Raw genomic sequence first — 18071 nt, forward strand, 5'->3', positions numbered from 1 at the left:
ATTTACAGCCTCAAATCGGGCACTTATTCAAAAAAGAAAAGCCCGCCATGCGGATAACATGACGGGCTTTCGTTCCTATGATTTTGTCGCGCTTATGCGGCGGAGAGCTTGGAGAACTTGTCGAGGATGGCGTCGCCCATTTCGACGGTGCCGACCTTGGACTTACCTTCCGACCAGATGTCGGCAGTGCGCAGACCGTCATCCAGCACCTGAGCAATTGCTGCTTCCAGACGATCCGCTTCGTCAACGAGATTGAACGAATAACGCAGGCACATGGCAAGCGAAGCAATCATAGCAATCGGGTTGGCAACACCCTTGCCGGCGATATCCGGAGCCGAACCATGGACCGGTTCATAAAGCGCCTTGCGCTTGCCGGTCTTGGAATCGACCGCACCGAGCGAAGCCGACGGCAGCATGCCGAGCGAGCCGGTCAGCATGGCGGCAACGTCCGACAGCATGTCGCCGAACAGATTGTCGGTCACGATAACGTCGAACTGCTTCGGCCAGCGCACGAGCTGCATGCCGCCAGCATCGGCCAGCATATGCTCCAGTTCCACGTCAGCGTGCTTTTCCTTGTGACGGGCGGTGACGACCTGGTTCCACAGGACGCCCGACTTCATCACATTGCGCTTTTCCATCGACGTGACCTTATTGCGGCGCGTGCGTGCCAGCTCGAAGGCAACATCCGCAATGCGTTCGATTTCGTAGGTGTCATAAACCTGCGTATCGATACCGCGCTTCTGGCCATTGCCCAGATCGATGATTTCCTTCGGCTCACCGAAATAGACGCCGCCGGTCAGCTCACGCAGGATGAGGATGTCGAGGCCTTCAATCACTTCCGGCTTAAGCGAGGAAGAATGAGCCAGCGCCGGGTAGCAGATCGCCGGACGCAGATTTGCATAAAGCTGCATGTCCTTGCGCAAACGCAGAAGACCGGCTTCCGGGCGCACTTCATAAGGCACGCTATCCCACTTCGGGCCGCCAACGGCACCGAAAAGCACGGCATCGGCAGCCAGTGCCTTCTCCATATCCGCGTCGGAAATCGCCTGGCCATGCGCGTCATAGGCAGAACCGCCAACCAGACCCTCTTCGGTCTCGAAACCGAGATTGAGGCCCGAGTTGAGGAAAGCGATAATCTTGCGGACTTCCGCCATCGCCTCTGGACCGATGCCGTCGCCGGGCAGGAGAAGGAGTTTTCTGGATGCCATATTGCCAAGCCTCTGTTTTATTTCGCGTATTCAGCAAAACGGAAACCCGCTGTTTCCAGAATACTGCGTTGGGATTCACGACAATGGCGAACAGCACGGAACCGTTCGCCACCATCTTTATCAAGTTCCGCGAGGGTTATAGAGCTCCGTTGTCCGACAAGCAATAATGCGCATGGCTGAAACTTATGAAAAAGATAGTGGCTTGTGTGGAAATTATATAACAGCCACCCAGGCAGGCACCGCCCACCCCGAAGCTGACAGCAATCTGCGGAAAGGCTTGGCAGTCACTCGGTCAAACTGCGCGCTTCGGATGGCAGCATGATCGGAATGCCGCCCCGAACCGGATAGGCGAGCTTTGCCCTGTGCGAGATCAGCTCACTATGTTCCGCGTCGTATTCAAGCGGGCCCTTGGTTATCGGGCACACGAGAAGTTCCAGCAGGCGCACGTCGATATTGCCGCTTTCCGTCTTGTCGTCCATGTTCGTACTCCTGAAATCTACTGTAGCCGCGATCCGAAATCGTCGTCCTTCACCTTGGCCAGCACCATCTCGGTAATGGCGATCAAAGTCGCGGCGCGCGTCTTCAAATCGGGAGCTTCCAAAAGCGCCTGTTTTTCAGCCGGACCGAAAGGAGACATGATGGAAAGCGCATTGACGAGGGTTTCGTTGTTTGCCCGCGCGATACTGTCCCAATCGGCTTCCAGATTGTGCGCTTCGAGATAATCACGGAACGCACCCAGCAAGGACTCACGGTCAATCTCCGATGAATCCCGCGACTGCTCCAGATCGGCAAGGAACGGCATGATCCGGCATTGCCGATAAGGCTGGCGGCAATTGATCTCCTCGCGCACACGAAAACGGCAGATACCCTGCAAGGTGATCAGCAACCTGCCATCGCCGGTTTCGGCATAAGTGGTGATGCGGCCAAGGCAACCGACACTGCTCAACTGGGGGCGAAGGCTTTCATCCAGTTCGTCGATCGGTTCGTCTTCCACGCCGTCGATTTTCGGCTGGATCATGCCGATGATGCGCTTGCCGGCCAGAGCATTTTCAACCATCGTCAGATAACGCGGTTCGAAAATGTTGAGCGGAAGCTGGCCACCGGGCAGAAGCAGCGCCCCCTTCAACGGGAAGACCGGCACGGTCTCAGGAATATCAGCGCCCGTCCTGTAACGGGCATTGCCCACTTGCATTGCAACCTCCTTTTAGGGCTCACGCGACGTGAGACCTAACAGTTGGAATCCGCATGGCGAGCAAAGCGCAATTTGTTCGCCATGCTCCCGATCGCTCGCGATCAGGAAAACAGAAGCGACGACAGCTTGCGCCGCGCACTGAGCGTCGCCGGATCGGCATTGCCCCATGCCTCGAAGAACTGGAGCAACTGCTTGCGCGCACCGTCATCGTTCCACTCGCGGCTGGCCTTCATGATGAAAAGCAGCTCATTGGCCGCGTCTTCGCGCCGCCCCTGCGCGTTACGCACCTGCGCAAGGTCGAACCGGGCCTGATAATCCTTGGGATCGGCCTGGATTCGCTTTTCGAGCTCGATCGGATCACCGATGAGCTTGACCTGGTCAGCCAGCGCAAGACGCGCTTCCAGCGCGCGGACGGCAGGCGCATTCTGCTTGTCTGCCGGAATCTGGGCCAGAATCTCCCGCGCCTTTTCCGCGTCGCCGGATTCCAGAAGGCAGGTCGCAAGGCCGACCACTGCATCGACATTATCCGGGACAGCTTGAAGGATAGATGAGAAGATTTCCGACGCCTGAACAAAATCGCCCCCTTCAACCAGTTCGTTCGCCGCCGTGATCGCCTCGGCAATCGCAGTTTCGGCGTCGCTCGGTCCACCGACCTTGGCGATGAACTCCTTCACCTTCGATTCTGGGAGAGCCCCCATGAAACCGTCCACCGGCTGCCCGTTGACGAAGGCGATGACCGCAGGAATAGACTGAATGCCAAGCTGCCCGGCAATGGCCGGATGATCATCGATATTCATCTTGACCAGCTTGACGGCGCCGCCAGCCTCGCGAACCGCCTTTTCAATAATCGGGGTCAGCTGCTTGCAGGGTCCGCACCAGGGCGCCCAGAAATCCACCAGAACCGGCTGCTTGCGAGATTCTGCAATGACATCCGCCTGAAAGCCTGCCGTCGTGGTGTCCTTGACAAGATTCGCGTCCCCGGCCGTGGCTGGCGACGCGCCGAAAGAGACATTCGCCGTCATCTGGCCGCCTGCACCCGCGTAAGGATTGTTTTGGCTGCTCATAAGAAATTCCTTCGTATTTTCCGGCTGATGCAAAGGCCCGCATGCAAGCCGGCGTCGTCCATTCAGTTCGTAACTTCGAAAGCCAATTTCAAGACGGTCAAACAGCAGTTGCGCCGTAACTTAGCGCTTCTGCTTTCCACTTCAATCGCCAATCGCCCGTGGAAAAACCGCCGCTCTGACGACCAGTCTATACCGAAGCATCCGCCTTGGCACGCTCGGAAACGGCTAGAATGCGCGGTTCGTGTCCTGTGGACTTTAGAAATGCGACAAGATCGTCGCGCCTGATGGAAGTCGTGGCTTCGTTGGTCAGCGGATGCCCGTTGATGACATCATGTTTCATGAGATCGGCGTCAAGAATGACCTGCACATTATGCCCGGTATCGTTGACCGCGCCAAACACCGTGACGGAACCGGGAATCACACCCAGATACTCCATCAGCTTTTCCGGCTTGCCGAACGAAACACGGCTTGCCGCACCGATCAATTGGTGGATCGATTTCAGATCGACCACCGCATCTTCCTCAACCGTCACGAGGAAGAAATTGTCTTTCTTGTCTTTCAGGAACAGGTTCTTGGTGTGACCGCCGGAAATTTCACCGCGCAGGTTTTGGGAGTCGGCGACCGTGAACAAGGGGGGATGTTCGACCGTATTCACTTCGATACCAAGTTTCTGAAGATAATCGTGAAGCTCGCTCGGCGACAAAGGCATCATTCCACCCCATTCTGTTCGGCACTGATACGTTGGGCATGTCGCAACGCTCCTCACGTTTCGGCGACACGCAACAGCGCTTATAGACCATGGATAGAGGCTTAGAAACCACGCAAAACAAATTGGATTGCTTGTCCCAAAGCACGGCAGCCTGACTCGCGCATATGAGGCTCGATTCAGCCGAGCGCGCAGGTACGCGCGCCCTCGCCTCGACAAGAAACTACAGCTGAAACCATACGCTTCGCCTTAAAATAAGATTATATTACAGTCGGTTAGCTCAAATCTGGCAGCTAATTTCGTGGAAACTGTATTTTCCTGCAATTTCCCTGTTGCAATCTCGGAAGCGTTGGTTCATATACCGCCTGCCTGACGGAAACGACTGGCGCGAGCGGGTGTAGCTCAGGGGTAGAGCACAACCTTGCCAAGGTTGGGGTCGAGGGTTCGAATCCCTTCGCCCGCTCCAGACTTTCCTAAGGAAAACAATGGCATAGCCACCGCCCTCGGGCGGCGGGAATGGAGACAAGGCTTTCCATTCGAGTCGTTGTCTCCACATTGTCTCCAGAAAAAAGCGGGTATTTGGATAGAGCTGGGTAGGCGCGGCGGCGGCGCCGATCGTGCAGCCGTTGAAGCATTCTTGTCTTAGTGTCGAATCACGACCTCACGCGGCGCGTCTCGCCGGCTTGTTTCTGAACCGCCGCCGATAACTTGCAGGGGAGATCGAGAAAGCCCGCGTGAAATGCTGGCGCAGGGAACCGTCGCCGCCATCTCCGCTACCTGATCGATCGAAAATGCGCTTGTCTCAAGGAGCCGCTACGCGGCGGCAAGGCGATGGTTGAGCAGCCATTGGGTAAAGGTGTTGCCGGTCTTCTTCTTCTTGAAGTGCCGGGTGAAGCTGCGCGGGCTCATGCCCGCGTGGCCGGCCCGCCGCTCCAGCGAGAGCGGCTCGTTCAGATGCGTGATGGCCCAGTTGATCGTCGCGTCGAGTTGATCCGCGTCCGCCGTTGCCGGTAACGGCTCCCGATATACTGCGCCTGATCGACGTGGCGATGCGGTGCGACGACGAGACGCCGCGCGATCCGGCTGGCGATCTCCGCGCCATAGTCGTTGCGCACGGTGTGCAGGCACCAATCGATGGCGGCGGCGGTCCCAGCCGAGGTCAGGATATCGCCTCCGTCGATATAGAGCGCGTTGTGGTTCAACGCACCTGCGGATAGCGCTGCTCGAACTCGCTCGCCCACGCCTAATGGGTCGATGCCGTCCATTGAGCAATCCGGCCTCGGCCAGCACGAAGGTTCCCAGACAAAGACCCTACGATCCATGCGCCGCGCGCATGGGCTGCTTTCAGCGGCTCCGTAAGCGCCTTTGAAGGTGTTTCGCGTGGATCGGGCCAAGCAGGCAGGATCACTGTGTCGGCTCATTGAGAAGGTTGAGATCGTGTTCCACATCGATGTTGAAGCCGGACATGGTGCGCACCGGCTCGTGATCTTCTTCGCCTATGGAGCGTTTGCCGCTGTTGTGCGACGGCAGGTCACCTCCGGCGCCTCAGTCCAGACATGGATGCGGCGCGGCATTGAGGCCTCTTTCGCCGGACTTGCCGTGCAACTGGCATTCACCCTGTGCTGATCGCGGTTTCAATCACGGACGGGGACCTGAACTGCGCGATCATGAAATCCAGAAAGGCGCGGATTTTCGGAGCGAGGTGCTCTCGCGAGGGATAGACGGCGTAGAGCGTCGTTTCGACGGTGTTCCAATCCGTGAGTGCGGCTTGGAGAGATCCGCGCGCTAGGTCCTCCTCGACATAGGGGCGCGGCATCAGGCTGACCCCGAAGCCCTCGCGCAGCGCATCGCGCACAGCAAGGCTAGACGAGACCGAGTATCGCGCATCGACGGCGATCCGCTCGGTGCGGTCGTCCTTGGAGAACTCCCAGATGTCCGCATGGCCGGAAAGGCTGAAACGCAGGTGATCCAGAGCGTTCAGATCCGAGGGAGTTTCGGGAAGGCCGTGTTTCTCGAAATAGGACGGAGCGGCGCACAACACATGCGGCATGACCGTCAGCTTTCGCGCGATCAGGCTGGAGTCTTCGAGGTTGTCCCTGCCGCGTATGGCAAGATCGAAGCCCTCGCGGATGATATCGATCCGCCTGTCATCGAGGTCCAAATCGAGCCGCAGATCGGGATATTGTGACAGAAAGCCAGGAATGGCCCGCGAAAGTCGCGTCAGAGTGACGGTCATCGGCGCGCTGACCCGCAAGGTGCCGGCAGGCGCGGACCGGATCGGCGAAAGTGCCTGATCGGCCTCGGCCAGGGCATCCAGTCCGCGGGTGACATGATCGAGATAAATTCGGCCTTCCTCGGTCAGAGCCATGCGCCGTGTGGTCCGGTTGATCAGCCGCGCGCCGACATGGGCCTCAAGCTCGGCGATATTCTTGCTGATTGCGGCGGGCGAAAGGCCGAGCCTGCGCCCGGCTTCGGCGAAGCTGTTCAACTCCGCGACATAGCGAAAAACGCGCAAGGCTGTGAAGCGATCCATCTCATCATTCTCTGACAGTAAAGAGTATCTTGAAACTATCGTATATTATCACCAGCAGGTTGGCGAAATATCTGTTCCGGGGAACCCCACAGCCGGAACGATCTCATGACCAATTCCACCATCTCGCTCATAGAACGGCGCGTATCTGCCAATCTCTTCGATCCTTCGCACAAGCTGGAGGACGCCGCGATCGAACGACTGGCGCGCCTCGCCACACGCGCGCCGACCGCCTACAACCTGCAAAACTGGCGATTCATCGCGGTTCGCACGGCGGAAGCGAAGGCACGTTTGCGCGCGCTGGCATGGAACCAGGCAAAGGTCGAGGATGCAGCCGTAACCTTCATCGTCTGCGGCGTGCTGCCCGATCCGGCGTCCCTACCCGAGAGGCTGAGCCCGGCTGTCGCGGCCGGATACATGCCGGCCGATATGCCCGCCACGTGGCGGGCCGCGGCCGGCGGACAATACGCCGACCCGCAGGCGGCGCGCGACGAGGCCGTGCGTTCAGCGACCCTGGGCGCCGCAACGCTGATACATGCGGCTGAAGCACTGGGCCTCGCCTCCGGCCCGATGACCGGATTCGAGCCGCAGGGCGTGGCGCGAGCGTTCGGCCTGGCGCGGGAGGAGGTGCCTGTGATGCTCGTCGCGGTCGGCCGCGCCGCGCCCGGCAACTGGCCGCAGAAACCCCGCCGCCCGCTCGCGGAGGTCCTGGAAATCTCATGAAAAACCGCACGTCCGATCTGCTGCTAACGGCGATTGCGCCCGTCACCTGGGGCAGCACCTACATCGTCACGACTGAGTTCCTGCCCAACTTCTCGCCGATGACTGTGGCGTTGCTGCGGGCCTTGCCCGCCGGTCTGTTGCTGCTACTGATCGTGCGACAGCTACCATCGGGAATCTGGTGGCTGCGCATCTTCATTCTCGGCGCCCTCAACTTCTCGATCTTCTGGAGCATGTTGTTCATTGCCGCCTATCGTCTGCCGGGCGGGGTGGCGGCCACAGTCGGGGCGGTCCAACCGCTAATCGTCGTTTTCATTGCTGCTGCACTTTTGGGCAGCACGATCCGATTTATATCGGTTCTCGCCGCTGTCGTCGGACTCGCGGGTGTCGCGCTGCTTGTCCTGGCACCTAACGCGGCGCTGGATTCGATTGGCGTCGCGGCGGGGCTTGCCGGGGCCGTGTCCATGGCCTTCGGAACCGTATTGACCCGCAAATGGCAGCCTCCGGTTTCGTTGCTCACATTCACCGCATGGCAACTGACTGCCGGCGGCATCCTTCTGGTCCCGACAGCCCTGTTGTTTGAGCCGACGATGCCGATGCCGACGGGAGCCAATCTGTTCGGCTTGCTATGGCTCGGGTTGATCGGTGCGGCCCTGACCTATGTTCTCTGGTTCCGGGGCATTTCGCGGATCGAGCCGGCGGTGGTTTCCCTGTTTGGGTTTCTCAGTCCAGCGACGGCCGTTCTGCTCGGATGGCTATTCCTGAATCAATCGCTGGCCCCGCTCCAAATCGTCGGCGTCGTGCTCGTAATTGGGAGCATCTGGCTCGGCCAACGCACTGGCCTCGCTTCCAAAATTTCTTCCAGAAAGGATGGTTCGGTGGCTGCAACGGTGAGACCTTGAGATTCATATGTTGGCCGAAAACCTCGGCCCGATCAATGCAGCGAACCTGAAGCGCGGCCGTGCCCAGATCGAAAGCAGCAAGGCCAAGGGTACACGGGAGGAGTTTTGAGCAAGGAGCGGCATCGCCCTGAAAGAGCTATCACATGTCACATTTCCGGGACCATCGTTGTCACGTCTTTCGTAACCGCAGTTCGCGAAGGAGATGACGATGGCCGAGAAGACGACAGCGATGATTGACCCGCAAGCCGAGCGCCTGACGCTTATCAATGTCTATGAGGTTGATCCTGAAAAACAGGCCGAGTTGACGAAGGCGCTTACGGAAGTGACGGAAAGCACCATCCGACATCAGCCCGGCTTCATCTCGGTCAGCATTCACAGCAGCTTCGACGGCCAGAAAGTCGTCAACTATGCACAATGGGCGTCGAAGGAGCACTTCGAGGGTTTCATGAGGAGACCCGAGACGCAGGATCAGCTCAAGCGGTTCGCCGGACTTGCGAAGTCCGTCGCGCCCAGCCTCTACAGGGTCAACGCGGTTATCACGGAGTAACATCAGGACGGTGGGGAAATGAACGACATGCGACCGGAACCCTCTTTCGCCGATTTACGTCCACGCCTCGTCCGGCTGGCCTATCGGATGCTGGGATCGGTGGCGGATGCCGAGGATGTCGTTCAGGATGCCTGGGCGCGGTGGCTGGCGACCGACCGCGATGCGGTGCGCGAACCGGCTGCCCTGCTGCGCACCATCGTCACGCGCCTTTGTCTCAATGCGTTGAAATCCGCCCGGCGCAGGCGCGAGACCTATATCGGACCATGGCTCCCCGAACCCATATTCGACGACGGGGAGCCGGACACCGGCGACGACATTACCCTTCCGCTAATGATCGCGCTGGAACGGCTGTCCCCGCTGGAACGCGCGGCATTTCTGCTCCACGACATTTTCGGCATGGGCTTCGATGACGTAGCCGGTGCGATCGGCCGCGAACCGGCGGCGTGCCGCAAGCTCGCCAGCCGGGCGCGAGAGCATATTCGGGCTGCCCGCCCGCGTTTCACGGTGACGAAGGAACATGGTCTGGAAATCGCCGCTGCGTTCTTCGCCGCTTCGCGCAATGGCGACATGGGCGCGCTGCGGTCGCTTTTGGCCGAAGACGTTACGGCCTCCACGGATGGCGGAGGCAAGGTTCCGGCCTCGCCCCGTCCGCTGATCGGCATCGCCGAGGTCATGGCGCGGCACGTCCAGCTTGCGCAGGAGTTCAGTCAATCGCCGTCGCTTCTTATCCGCTATGCGGTTGTCGATGGGCTTCCCGGCTTCATCAGCATCGAGGGCCGCGGGATTGTTCAGACAACGGCCTTGCAGATCGAACAGGGAAAAATCGTCGCCATTTACGTCACCAGAAACCCGGACAAGCTCCGGCACTTGAGCGGCGTTTCCGTGCAGTAGAGGCCGCACACCGGCTCACGACACCCTTCCGCGCGCTGCGAGGAAATCGAGCAGCGCGCGGACACGGGAAGGCAACGGGCCGCCCTGGCCGACATAGACGGCGTGAAAGGCTTCCTTCTCCCCCGTATCGAGATCGCCGAGGACCGGGACAAGCCGGCCGGCGGCAATGTCCGCGCGCACTGTGAACGCCGCAATGCGGGCGAGGCCCACGCCGGCGAGTGCGAGGTGCCGCAAGCCTTCACCATCGCTGATCTGCACGCGGCTCGTGACGGGGACGACGATGGTTTCGCCGTGGTCGCGAAGCGGCCAACCGTTCACCTCCCGCGCATAGCCGAAACCCAGACGATTGTGCTGTTCAAGATCGGCGATGGTGCGTGGCTCGCCGCAGCGTTCCAGATAGGACGGCGCGGCAACGATGGTCAGCGCCGTCTCGCCCAGCTTGCGGGCGACGAGGCTGGAGCTTTTCAGCGGCCCGGCCCGAACCGCAACATCGGTGCGCTCGGCCAGCAGATCGACCACCACATCGGTCTCGACGATATCCAGCGACACGCCCGGGTGCAGCATCAGGAAGTCCGGCAATATGGGTGCCAGGATGTGATTGAAGTAGGAGGCGCTGGTGTTGAGGCGAACACGGCCCACCGCCTGTTCACCGCTTCCCGCTGCGCGCTCCGCATCCTCGATATCGGCCAGGATGCGCGTTGCCCGCTCGTAGAAAGCGCAGCCCTCCGGCGTGAGCTGGAGCTGGCGGGTGGAGCGATTGACAAGCCGCGCGCCCAGCCGCGCTTCGAGCCGCGCAATCAGCTTGCTGACAGCCGAGGGCGTCATGTTCGCGGCCCGCGCGGCGGGCGAGAAGCCGCCGAGTTCCACGACACGCACGAAGACTTCCATCTCGCCGGAGCGGTTCTGGTGCGGGCTGCCCATGCCCTACCAGTGCCTTTCGAGCACTTCGCCCGGCAGGCCATCGAAATCCTTGAATTCCTTCGACACAAAGCCGTTGTTGGTCAGGATTTTCCTCGACGGGATGTTGGCCGGGTCGATGATCGCGAACAGGCTGCGCAGCGCGGGTTGCCGTTCCGCCCGCGCCACCAGAAGGGTGGCGATCCGGCTGGCGATTCCCTTGCCCCAGTATTCCGGCGCGAGGATGTAGCCGAGTTCAGCCTGGTTCGCCTCCGCGGTCTCCACCGCCAGCTTGCCCAGGCCGATGAAGCGCCCGTCTTGCGCATCGAGGACGCGGAAGTGGCCCAAGTCCGGGTGAAGGGCGTTCTCGGCCAGCATCTTGTCGTAGTCGCGGCGCGCCTCGTCGGCCGGGATGGCCCGCTCCGTAATCATCGCCATGACCTCGGGGTTGCTGACCAGACGGAAATAGTCAGCGAAGTCGTGGCTGCCGAATTTCTCTAGCGTGATGTCCATCAAGCATCCGTTGAACCGAATTCACAAGTGATGTTCCTGACGGCATCCTACTTCATCCACGGCAGAACGTCTATCTCTCGGGCAAGGAAACATCACCGGATCGATTTATGCCCGTCGCGCTCTACGCCCTGACGGCCGGAGCCTTCGGCATCGGCGTCACCGAATTCGTCATTATGGGCCTTCTCTTGGAGGTAAGCCGTGAATTGAACGTCACCATCGCTGCCGCAGGACTGCTGATCTCCGGCTATGCGCTCGGCGTCACCATCGGCGCGCCGGTTCTGACTGCGCTCACCGCCCGCTGGCCGCGCAAGCATGTGCTGGTCGGACTGATGGTGATCTTCGTGATCGGCAACGCTGCCTGCGCGCTTGCGCCGACCTATGGCTGGCTGATGGCGGCGCGCGTGCTGACCGCGCTGACCCACGGCACCTTCTTCGGCGTCGGGGCCGTCGTGGCGACGGGGCTCGTCGCTGACGACAAGCGCGCATCGGCCATTTCCATCATGTTTACCGGCCTGACGGTCGCAACCGTGCTCGGTGTGCCTTTCGGCACATGGCTCGGCCAACACTACGGCTGGCGCGCGACCTTCTGGGCGGTGACGCTGGTCGGACTGGTCGCCTTGTTCGTTCTGGCCTTGCTGGTGCCGCAGGACTGGAGCAAGCCTGAAGCCTCTGACTGGCGGGCCGACCTGCGCGCCATCGCGCGCCGTCCCGTCCTGCTCGGCCTGGTGACCACGGTGCTCGGCTATGCCGGCGTCTTCGCCGTCTTTACCTATATTGCGCCGCTCCTGACACAGATCAGTGGGTTCGAAGACGGCGCGGTTTCACCGATCCTGCTGGTTTTCGGGGGCGGCCTCGTCGCGGGCAATCTGCTGGGTGGAAGGCTGGCCGATCGCAACTTGACTCGCGCCATTCTCGGCACGCTGGCCGCGCTTACCGTCGCGCTCGCTCTGATGACCTTCGCGTTCGACAACCAGATTGCGGCCATCGTCTTCACCGGCCTGCTCGGCGCCACCGGCTTCGCCACCGTCGCGCCCTTGCAGATGTGGGTGCTGTCCAAGGCCGAGGGCGCGGGCCAGAGCCTTGCCTCCAGCTTCAACATCGGCGCCTTCAATCTCGGCAACGCCATCGGCGCATGGGCGGGCGGTATGGTCATCGACCATGGGCCCGGTCTCGCCCTCGTCCCAATGACGGCTGCGCTGTTTCCGCTTCTCGCCATCGCCACTGCGCTTGTCGCCGTCCGGTCAAGCCGGCACATGGCATCGGCGGCGGCGCATGGTTCTGTCTCATGAGGGAGGCGATCATGAATCTCGATCACGTCACGATTCGCACTCGCAACATCGAAGCCACACGCGACTTCTTCGTGAATGTCTTTGGCATGTCGCCGGGCGAGCGCCCTGAGCTGATCCGCCGAATTCCCGGCTGCTGGCTATACAGCGACGGACAGCCGCTCGTTCACATCATCGGCTCTTTGGGGAACGGCGCCGACCATGCCGCCGAGGCCATAGACCACATCGGCTTTCGGCTCACCGGATATGCCGCGTTCCGGGCGAAGCTCGAGCGTCTCGGCATTCCCTACAGCACGATGGACCTCGACGACATTCAGGAGCGCCGTCTGTTTTTCCGCGCGCCCGGCGGCCCGCTGATCGAAGCCGTCTTTGCCGAACCCGTCCCAACCGGCTCTGCCGGTGGCGCGCGGCAACCTCCCCTGTCGACCGCCCCGTAACCCTCTCACCGCGGCAATGCCGCGATCTCACGCAGCCCGAACATCAGGACCGAATGACAATGCCCATGAGTTTACCAACAGGAGCTGACCGCAAAAGGCCGATCCGGTCAGCCTTCCTCGCCGCCGCCTTTGCGCTCGCCGCGACCCTCTCCGCTCCTTCCATGGCACTTGCCGAGGACCAGAACTGGGTCGGCACCTGGATGGCGAGCCCACAGCCAATCTGGGGGGTGGATTTCCCATTTCCAACCAAGATCCCCGCATCCGTGAAGGACCAGACCTTCCGGCAGATCGTCCGCGTCAGCCTCGGCGGCTCGCGTGTGCGACTGGTGTTCTCCAATGCCTATGGCAGCCAGCCGATGCAGATCGGGGGAGCCAGCGTCGGGATTGCCGGGAATGACATTGCCGTTGAGCCCGGCACGCTCCGCAAGATCACTTTCGGCGGAAAGGATGCCATCGTCGTGCCGCCTGGCGCTCCGGCCGTCAGCGATCCGCTGGACATGTCCGTCGATCCGCATGGCAAACTCGTGGTCTCCCTCTACCTGCCCGAGGAAACGCCGCTGACCACGTTCCATTGGGATGGCCGCCAGACGGCATGGTTCGGCAAGGGAGACCAGACCCAGGCCAAAAACTTCACCGCCACGTCCGCAACAGATGCCCGCGTGATCCTCAGCGACGTTCTGGTCGATACCCCGAATGAGGGTGCGGTCGTCGTCATCGGCGACTCGATCACCGACGGAAACGGGGCGACGGTCGATGCCGATACCCGCTGGCCGGATTTCCTCGCAAAGCGCCTCGCGCCACAGCGGATCGCAGTGCTGAACGCCGGCATCTCAGGCGGTCGTCTGCTTCAGGACAAGATGGGCGTGAACGTCGCCGCACGTCTGGAACGGGACGTGCTCTCGCAGCCGAATGTGAAGGCGGCGATCGTCCTCATCGGCATCAACGACATCTCCTGGCCGGGAACCGATTTCGCGCCGGATCAGAAGCGCCCGACCGCGGAAGACATGATTGCTGGCTATCAGCAGCTCATCGCGCTGGCGGAGACGAACAACGTCCGGCTCATCGGGGCAACCTTGCCGCCGTTTGAAGGCGCGCTCAGCGGAACGCCGCTCGGGAATTACTACAACCCCGAGAAGGACGCGCTGCGCCAGGGAATCAATCGCTGGATCCGAGAGAGCGGCGCCTTCGACGCCATCGTCGATTTCGACGCGGTGCTGCGCGATCCCGACCAACCGGCGCGGATCAACCCAGCGTTCGACTCCGGCGACCACCTTCATCCCGGTGACGAGGGCAATCGGGCGATGGCCGACGCCATCGATCTCGATGCGCTGCTCGGGCGCTGACCCATCCTCCCCATAACGAAAGGAACATCCCATGGAATATCGCACTCTCGGCAAATCCGGTCTCAAGGTGCCGGTCCTGAGCTTCGGCGCCGGCACCTTCGGCGGCTCCGGCCCGCTCTTCAGCAACTGGGGCAACTCGGACGCCACGGAAGCCCGCCGACTAATCGACGTCTGCCTGGAAGCCGGCGTCAACCTGTTCGACACCGCGGATGTCTACTCGGACGGCGCGTCGGAGGAAGTGCTCGGCGAGGCCATTAAGGGCCGTCGTGACAGCGTTCTGATCTCCACCAAGGCGAGCCTGCCGATGGGCGACGGGCCGAACGATGCCGGTTCGTCCCGCTTCCAGTTGGTCCGTGCGGTGGACAATGCGCTACGCCGTCTCCAGACGGATCATATCGACATCTTCCAGCTTCACGCCTTCGATGCGTTCACGCCAGTCGAGGAAGTGCTTTCGACGCTCGATACGCTCGTGCGGTCTGGCAAGGTCCGCTATGTCGGCGTCTCCAATTTCTCCGGCTGGCAGATCATGAAATCGCTGGCCGTCGCCGACCGCTATGGCTGGCCGCGCTACGTCGTCAATCAGGTCTATTACTCGCTCGTCGGGCGCGACTACGAATGGGACCTGATGCCGCTGGGGCAGGATCAGGGTCTTGGCGCGATGGTCTGGAGCCCACTCGGCTGGGGCCGTCTCACCGGAAAAATCCGCCGCGGCGCACCGCTCCCCGAAGGCAGCCGCCTGCACGAGACCGCCAGCTTCGGCCCGCCGGTGGACGACGAATATCTATATCGCGTGGTCGATGCGCTCGACGCCGTGGCGGAGGAAACCGCCAAGACGGTCCCGCAGGTCGCATTGAACTGGCTCCTGCACCGCCCGACCGTCTCCACGGTCATCGTCGGCGCGCGCAACGAGGACCAGCTTCGCCAAAACCTTGGGGCGGTTGGCTGGAATCTGACGCCCGAACAGGTTGCAAAGCTGGACGAGGCCAGCACTGTGACCGCGCCCTATCCCCACTCGCCTTATCGGCGGCAAGAGGGTTTCGCTCGCCTCAACCCGCCGATGGCGGGCTAGCGGCTATCCATGGCTCCGGCTGACCATTGCAACGATGATCTCGTAGAGTTCGGCTTGCGCCTGCTCGGACGTGATCTCGCCTGTCGCGGCGGCATGGGACAAGGCATCTGCCGCACCGAGCATCGCCCTCCCCATCAACGTCCCCGTGGTACTCGCCTTCCTGATCGCAGCGCCAATCCTGTTGCGCGAGGTCCGCTCCTCGACCTACGGCCGGATCGACCTGCCGAGCCTTCTGCTGTCGTTCGTCGGCATCCTGCTGTTTACATGGTCGCTGAAAGAATGCCGATCCTGACGCGACCGACTTCCGCGGGATCATCGTTCTTGTTAAAAAGAAGGCGTAGAACGATAGGCCAATACCTTTGCTTATTTGCGTGATCTTCTCTTCACAAATAGCGACAACTTTTATCCTGAGATTCTCCCTCAGCGTACTTTCCTCAGCCATCGTTACCGCGACAATGCTCCCACACGATCAAGTGCAGTCCCGAATCCTTGCAGCGAGATCGAGAATGGTGCGGCCGCGCCGCCATCGGCAGTCGCCTTGACCTTGAGGGCTGCACCAGCACGTAACGCCACCAGTGTTGGAGCATCAAATGTGACGTTGACGACGCAGCCTGCGGGCAGACAGGTGCGGAAGCGCACAGGCTGCATGGCCGGCTTCTCGTCGATCTGGAACGTGACGCCGGAATCGAGCGCCAGGCCGAACGGCAGGATGAGTGTGCCGGAGACGGTGTTGCCGCTGGGCGCGTTCAATTCAATCGCCAGCACACGCTGGCCGTTCTGCTGGGCCTGAACCTGTGACAGCGCGCAACGCTTCGCCGCGCCTTGCGCGACGCAGGTGACACGCCAGTCCTTATAGGTCTCGTTTAGCGAGGAAGCTCCGCCGGGAAGGCTGGACGCCGCGCCGCCGGTCTGCGCCTGTGCGACCTCGAAACGCTGTGGCGCGGGATCGTTGAAACCACTTTTTGCAGATACGGTCTGCGTCGGATTCGAGACCGCAATGCCCGGCGCGACATAAAGCGCCGCACCCGCACCAAGCAGGACGGTTGCGACCGTGGAGAGACCAAAAACACGTTTCTTGCTCATCATACGAGCGCCTTTCGTTCGTTCGCGCGCTGCGCATTGAGGTCGAGGAGGTTCTGGAAGCTTCGCTGCGAAGCCAGATGCAGCGTCACCAGATCGAGCCAGCCCTTTGCGTGCCAGTCGGCGACGGTTTTGGCGGGCAGCGCCCGAAACGCCTGCTCATCGACGGACTGGAAGCCGTTGATCTGATGCTGCGAGCCATCGGGAAGCTGGAATTGCGCGTGATGGAGCGCGAGCAGCTTTGCTTCCACCAGCGCGCGGCCGAACGCGACCGTGGCGGTGTGATCGGCGTGATAGGCATTGCAAAAGGCCATGGCCGACCGGGCTGTCGCGCTTGCCTCACCATCGGCGTGAAACAGCCGCTCCGCATCGTGGTGCGCGGCAGCACATGCGACGAAGCGATCGCTACTCCGATCGATGCCTAGAAATTGCCGGGTCCCGTCCTGGGACTCGGTAGCGATGAAGGGGTAACGACGGACATAGGCCGGGACGTAGGCGCCGGGATGCCAGTTCCCATCATGCGCGACGAAGAGATTGTCGTCACGGCGAACCCCGACCAATGCAATTGGCGGAGCATTCTCTTCCATGGCGAAGACGATCGGGTAGTGCCGCATGGCGACGGCGAACTCGCCTACGCAGAGTGGAATGGCGACTGCATTGCGCGTAAAGCCGAAATTCGCCGCGGCCGTAATGCCAACATCGCCATGTTCCTCGAAGCGAAGAACCACGGGGTCCTTGTAGAAGAGCGGAAGGCGGCCCTTCCCGGAAGACACATTCTTGTCTGCAGTCAAAATATTGCCTACCCGGCGCATCGCGCCTTTTATGTTAAACTTTCGTCTGCAGCTCGCGCTCGGAGCCTCGGCTGTCGGCATTACGCCACCACCATTGGCCTTAACCGGGTAGTTCCCCAGAGCGCGCGCATCCAGGCCCGTTCCACTTCGTTCGTGAAACTGTCGGTGAGACTGCGCCGCAACGTCCAGATCAACGTTTCTGCAAGCGCTTCGTAATGCGCCTCGATCAACCGGAATACTTTGTTGGACTGCGCGAGAATTCTCACCGTTGCCGCAATCGCCCCGGTATGCCGTATATGGCCAGAGACATAGCCAAGCAGATGCACGAGGCGGCGGTCCTCTGGCTCGGTGTCCATGAAGAAGAGACGGTAGACCTCGGGATAGGAGTCGAGCAGGCGCCTGTGAAACAAGTCCTCAGCCTTCTGGCTGATCGGACCGAGGCCATCAAGGCTCGACTGGATGAGGGAAATGGTGCGCTCCTCCATGAGCTCACCTCAGAACCGGCCGACTTTGGAAGATGAAGAGCTGGCGAGGCTCGGGTCGGACAGCTCGTCGTCAAACGCGAAAGGTGGGCATCGATTGGCTTCCTGCACACCGCGTCCATTCGAGATCTGCTGCTCGAGACGGTTCAATCGCGTGCTGAGCGAGGCGTAGGCTCCAAGCAGCACAGTAAGGAGCCCCACGCCACAGAGGGCGTCGAGAACGAGAATATGGACTGGCCGACCGATATAGACGCCTGCGATGAACCACACCGCAGCGAAAGCGACGACCAAGAAAAAGGACACCATAGCAAGATCGTCTTGCTCATCATCGTTGCGTCGCGCATCAGATAATTTTGCCATGGAACACACTCCCCTCCAGGCAATCCGAATAGTTGGGTGACGCCGATTCAGGC

Annotated in this window: 22 protein-coding genes, 1 tRNA gene and 2 pseudogenes; 11 read left to right on the forward strand and 14 right to left on the reverse strand. The window is 61.2% G+C overall.

Annotated features, from left to right (window positions below):
• Positions 1-92 precede the first annotated feature (92 nt).
• From leuB to F9K78_RS14795, 5 genes are all read right to left on the reverse strand, one after another.
• The gene (gene leuB, locus F9K78_RS14775; RefSeq protein WP_006468554.1) at positions 93-1208 is read right to left on the reverse strand and encodes a 3-isopropylmalate dehydrogenase; all 1116 of its coding nucleotides are present in this window, start codon (positions 1206-1208) and stop codon (positions 93-95) included.
• Positions 1209-1492: 284 nt separating this feature from the next.
• On the reverse strand, positions 1493-1687 hold the full coding sequence (locus tag F9K78_RS14780) for a Trm112 family protein (protein ID WP_121983626.1): 195 nt from the start codon (positions 1685-1687) through the stop codon (positions 1493-1495).
• 17 nt (positions 1688-1704) lie between these two features.
• Positions 1705-2400, reverse strand: coding sequence for an LON peptidase substrate-binding domain-containing protein (locus F9K78_RS14785; RefSeq protein ID WP_121985227.1), 696 nt, complete (start codon positions 2398-2400; stop codon positions 1705-1707).
• A 101-nt stretch (positions 2401-2501) separates the two neighbouring features.
• Positions 2502-3464, reverse strand: coding sequence for a thioredoxin (gene trxA / locus F9K78_RS14790; protein WP_121985228.1), 963 nt, complete (start codon positions 3462-3464; stop codon positions 2502-2504).
• 187 nt (positions 3465-3651) lie between these two features.
• A complete protein-coding gene (locus F9K78_RS14795) occupies positions 3652-4173 on the reverse strand; it encodes a prolyl-tRNA synthetase associated domain-containing protein (RefSeq protein WP_121985229.1) in 522 nt (173 codons plus the stop codon).
• A 388-nt stretch (positions 4174-4561) separates the two neighbouring features.
• On the opposite strand from F9K78_RS14795, the gene F9K78_RS14800 reads away from it, so the two are divergent.
• Positions 4562-4636, forward strand: a tRNA-Gly gene (locus F9K78_RS14800).
• Between the two features lie 484 nt (positions 4637-5120).
• Here the strand turns inward: F9K78_RS14800 and F9K78_RS22010 are convergent.
• Complete coding sequence (locus F9K78_RS22010; RefSeq protein WP_208851922.1) at positions 5121-5435, reverse strand: hypothetical protein; 315 nt, start codon at positions 5433-5435, stop codon at positions 5121-5123.
• A 115-nt stretch (positions 5436-5550) separates the two neighbouring features.
• Here F9K78_RS22010 and F9K78_RS14810 point away from each other — a divergent pair, with 115 nt between their 5' ends.
• Complete coding sequence (locus F9K78_RS14810) at positions 5551-5796, forward strand: hypothetical protein (RefSeq protein ID WP_151682268.1); 246 nt, start codon at positions 5551-5553, stop codon at positions 5794-5796.
• Here F9K78_RS14810 and F9K78_RS14815 read toward each other — a convergent pair.
• Entirely contained in the window at positions 5783-6703 is a 921-nt protein-coding gene (locus F9K78_RS14815; RefSeq protein WP_151682269.1) for a LysR family transcriptional regulator, read from the reverse strand. The genes F9K78_RS14810 and F9K78_RS14815 overlap by 14 nt on opposite strands.
• Positions 6704-6808: 105 nt before the next feature.
• On the opposite strand from F9K78_RS14815, the gene F9K78_RS14820 reads away from it, so the two are divergent.
• The 4 genes from F9K78_RS14820 (at position 6809) to F9K78_RS14835 (ending at position 9760) form a co-directional block, all read left to right on the forward strand.
• The gene (locus F9K78_RS14820; protein ID WP_151682270.1) at positions 6809-7423 is read left to right on the forward strand and encodes a nitroreductase family protein; all 615 of its coding nucleotides are present in this window, start codon (positions 6809-6811) and stop codon (positions 7421-7423) included.
• Positions 7420-8322 carry an EamA family transporter gene (locus tag F9K78_RS14825; RefSeq protein WP_151682271.1) on the forward strand — a complete coding sequence of 301 codons (903 nt, stop codon included), beginning with the start codon at positions 7420-7422 and terminating at the stop codon, positions 8320-8322. Before F9K78_RS14820 ends, F9K78_RS14825 begins: the two co-directional genes overlap by 4 nt.
• A gap of 208 nt (positions 8323-8530) precedes the next feature.
• A complete protein-coding gene (locus F9K78_RS14830) occupies positions 8531-8869 on the forward strand; it encodes an antibiotic biosynthesis monooxygenase family protein (protein WP_151682272.1) in 339 nt (112 codons plus the stop codon).
• Between the two features lie 18 nt (positions 8870-8887).
• Entirely contained in the window at positions 8888-9760 is an 873-nt protein-coding gene (locus F9K78_RS14835) for a sigma-70 family RNA polymerase sigma factor (RefSeq protein ID WP_151682273.1), read from the forward strand.
• A 15-nt stretch (positions 9761-9775) separates the two neighbouring features.
• Here the strand turns inward: F9K78_RS14835 and F9K78_RS14840 are convergent, their stop codons facing one another.
• Entirely contained in the window at positions 9776-10681 is a 906-nt protein-coding gene (locus F9K78_RS14840; protein ID WP_208851923.1) for a LysR family transcriptional regulator, read from the reverse strand.
• 3 nt (positions 10682-10684) lie between these two features.
• Positions 10685-11170: a GNAT family N-acetyltransferase gene (locus F9K78_RS14845; protein WP_151682274.1), complete on the reverse strand. Its 486-nt coding sequence runs from the start codon at positions 11168-11170 to the stop codon at positions 10685-10687.
• Positions 11171-11277: 107 nt separating this feature from the next.
• Here F9K78_RS14845 and F9K78_RS14850 point away from each other — a divergent pair, with 107 nt between their 5' ends.
• The 4 genes from F9K78_RS14850 (at position 11278) to F9K78_RS14865 (ending at position 15305) form a co-directional block, all read left to right on the forward strand.
• On the forward strand, positions 11278-12459 hold the full coding sequence (locus F9K78_RS14850) for an MFS transporter (RefSeq protein ID WP_151682275.1): 1182 nt from the start codon (positions 11278-11280) through the stop codon (positions 12457-12459).
• 11 nt (positions 12460-12470) lie between these two features.
• Complete coding sequence (locus F9K78_RS14855; protein ID WP_151682276.1) at positions 12471-12893, forward strand: VOC family protein; 423 nt, start codon at positions 12471-12473, stop codon at positions 12891-12893.
• A gap of 65 nt (positions 12894-12958) precedes the next feature.
• A complete protein-coding gene (locus tag F9K78_RS14860; protein ID WP_151682277.1) occupies positions 12959-14236 on the forward strand; it encodes an SGNH/GDSL hydrolase family protein in 1278 nt (425 codons plus the stop codon).
• Positions 14237-14267: 31 nt separating this feature from the next.
• Positions 14268-15305 carry an aldo/keto reductase gene (locus tag F9K78_RS14865; protein WP_151682278.1) on the forward strand — a complete coding sequence of 346 codons (1038 nt, stop codon included), beginning with the start codon at positions 14268-14270 and terminating at the stop codon, positions 15303-15305.
• Positions 15306-15308: 3 nt separating this feature from the next.
• Here the strand turns inward: F9K78_RS14865 and F9K78_RS22090 are convergent.
• Positions 15309-15431 (reverse strand): annotated as a pseudogene (locus tag F9K78_RS22090) (TetR/AcrR family transcriptional regulator); the annotation flags it as partial.
• Positions 15432-15438: 7 nt separating this feature from the next.
• Here F9K78_RS22090 and F9K78_RS14875 point away from each other — a divergent pair.
• Positions 15439-15582 (forward strand): annotated as a pseudogene (locus F9K78_RS14875) (MFS transporter); the annotation flags it as partial.
• Between the two features lie 167 nt (positions 15583-15749).
• Here F9K78_RS14875 and F9K78_RS14880 read toward each other — a convergent pair.
• From F9K78_RS14880 to F9K78_RS14895, 4 genes are all read right to left on the reverse strand, one after another.
• Positions 15750-16388, reverse strand: a complete 639-nt coding sequence (locus F9K78_RS14880; protein ID WP_151682279.1) for an invasion associated locus B family protein — start codon at positions 16386-16388, stop codon at positions 15750-15752.
• Complete coding sequence (locus F9K78_RS14885) at positions 16388-17176, reverse strand: SapC family protein (protein ID WP_167518117.1); 789 nt, start codon at positions 17174-17176, stop codon at positions 16388-16390. Before F9K78_RS14885 ends, F9K78_RS14880 begins: the two co-directional genes overlap by 1 nt.
• Positions 17177-17256: 80 nt before the next feature.
• Positions 17257-17661, reverse strand: a complete 405-nt coding sequence (locus F9K78_RS14890; protein WP_151682281.1) for a globin family protein — start codon at positions 17659-17661, stop codon at positions 17257-17259.
• A 9-nt stretch (positions 17662-17670) separates the two neighbouring features.
• Positions 17671-18018, reverse strand: coding sequence for a hypothetical protein (locus F9K78_RS14895; RefSeq protein ID WP_151682282.1), 348 nt, complete (start codon positions 18016-18018; stop codon positions 17671-17673).
• Positions 18019-18071 lie beyond the last annotated feature (53 nt).

Origin of the sequence: Brucella pseudintermedia, from assembly GCF_008932435.1 — a bacterium.
Taxonomy (GTDB): domain Bacteria; phylum Pseudomonadota; class Alphaproteobacteria; order Rhizobiales; family Rhizobiaceae; genus Brucella; species Brucella pseudintermedia.

What these genes read in the sequence shown, in the direction of transcription:
- leuB (WP_006468554.1), bottom strand. Translation starts at nt 1,208, where the DNA reads ATGGCATCCAGAAAACTCCTTCTCCTGCCCGGCGACGGCATCGGTCCA.
- F9K78_RS14780 (WP_121983626.1), bottom strand. Translation starts at nt 1,687, where the DNA reads ATGGACGACAAGACGGAAAGCGGCAATATCGACGTGCGCCTGCTGGAA.
- F9K78_RS14785 (WP_121985227.1), bottom strand. Translation starts at nt 2,400, where the DNA reads ATGCAAGTGGGCAATGCCCGTTACAGGACGGGCGCTGATATTCCTGAG.
- trxA (WP_121985228.1), bottom strand. Translation starts at nt 3,464, where the DNA reads ATGAGCAGCCAAAACAATCCTTACGCGGGTGCAGGCGGCCAGATGACG.
- F9K78_RS14795 (WP_121985229.1), bottom strand. Translation starts at nt 4,173, where the DNA reads ATGCCTTTGTCGCCGAGCGAGCTTCACGATTATCTTCAGAAACTTGGT.
- F9K78_RS22010 (WP_208851922.1), bottom strand. Translation starts at nt 5,435, where the DNA reads ATGGACGGCATCGACCCATTAGGCGTGGGCGAGCGAGTTCGAGCAGCG.
- F9K78_RS14815 (WP_151682269.1), bottom strand. Translation starts at nt 6,703, where the DNA reads ATGGATCGCTTCACAGCCTTGCGCGTTTTTCGCTATGTCGCGGAGTTG.
- F9K78_RS14820 (WP_151682270.1), top strand. Translation starts at nt 6,809, where the DNA reads ATGACCAATTCCACCATCTCGCTCATAGAACGGCGCGTATCTGCCAAT.
- F9K78_RS14825 (WP_151682271.1), top strand. Translation starts at nt 7,420, where the DNA reads ATGAAAAACCGCACGTCCGATCTGCTGCTAACGGCGATTGCGCCCGTC.
- F9K78_RS14830 (WP_151682272.1), top strand. Translation starts at nt 8,531, where the DNA reads ATGGCCGAGAAGACGACAGCGATGATTGACCCGCAAGCCGAGCGCCTG.
- F9K78_RS14835 (WP_151682273.1), top strand. Translation starts at nt 8,888, where the DNA reads ATGAACGACATGCGACCGGAACCCTCTTTCGCCGATTTACGTCCACGC.
- F9K78_RS14840 (WP_208851923.1), bottom strand. Translation starts at nt 10,681, where the DNA reads ATGGGCAGCCCGCACCAGAACCGCTCCGGCGAGATGGAAGTCTTCGTG.
- F9K78_RS14845 (WP_151682274.1), bottom strand. Translation starts at nt 11,170, where the DNA reads ATGGACATCACGCTAGAGAAATTCGGCAGCCACGACTTCGCTGACTAT.
- F9K78_RS14850 (WP_151682275.1), top strand. Translation starts at nt 11,278, where the DNA reads ATGCCCGTCGCGCTCTACGCCCTGACGGCCGGAGCCTTCGGCATCGGC.
- F9K78_RS14855 (WP_151682276.1), top strand. Translation starts at nt 12,471, where the DNA reads ATGAATCTCGATCACGTCACGATTCGCACTCGCAACATCGAAGCCACA.
- F9K78_RS14860 (WP_151682277.1), top strand. Translation starts at nt 12,959, where the DNA reads ATGAGTTTACCAACAGGAGCTGACCGCAAAAGGCCGATCCGGTCAGCC.
- F9K78_RS14865 (WP_151682278.1), top strand. Translation starts at nt 14,268, where the DNA reads ATGGAATATCGCACTCTCGGCAAATCCGGTCTCAAGGTGCCGGTCCTG.
- F9K78_RS14880 (WP_151682279.1), bottom strand. Translation starts at nt 16,388, where the DNA reads ATGAGCAAGAAACGTGTTTTTGGTCTCTCCACGGTCGCAACCGTCCTG.
- F9K78_RS14890 (WP_151682281.1), bottom strand. Translation starts at nt 17,661, where the DNA reads ATGGAGGAGCGCACCATTTCCCTCATCCAGTCGAGCCTTGATGGCCTC.
- F9K78_RS14895 (WP_151682282.1), bottom strand. Translation starts at nt 18,018, where the DNA reads ATGGCAAAATTATCTGATGCGCGACGCAACGATGATGAGCAAGACGAT.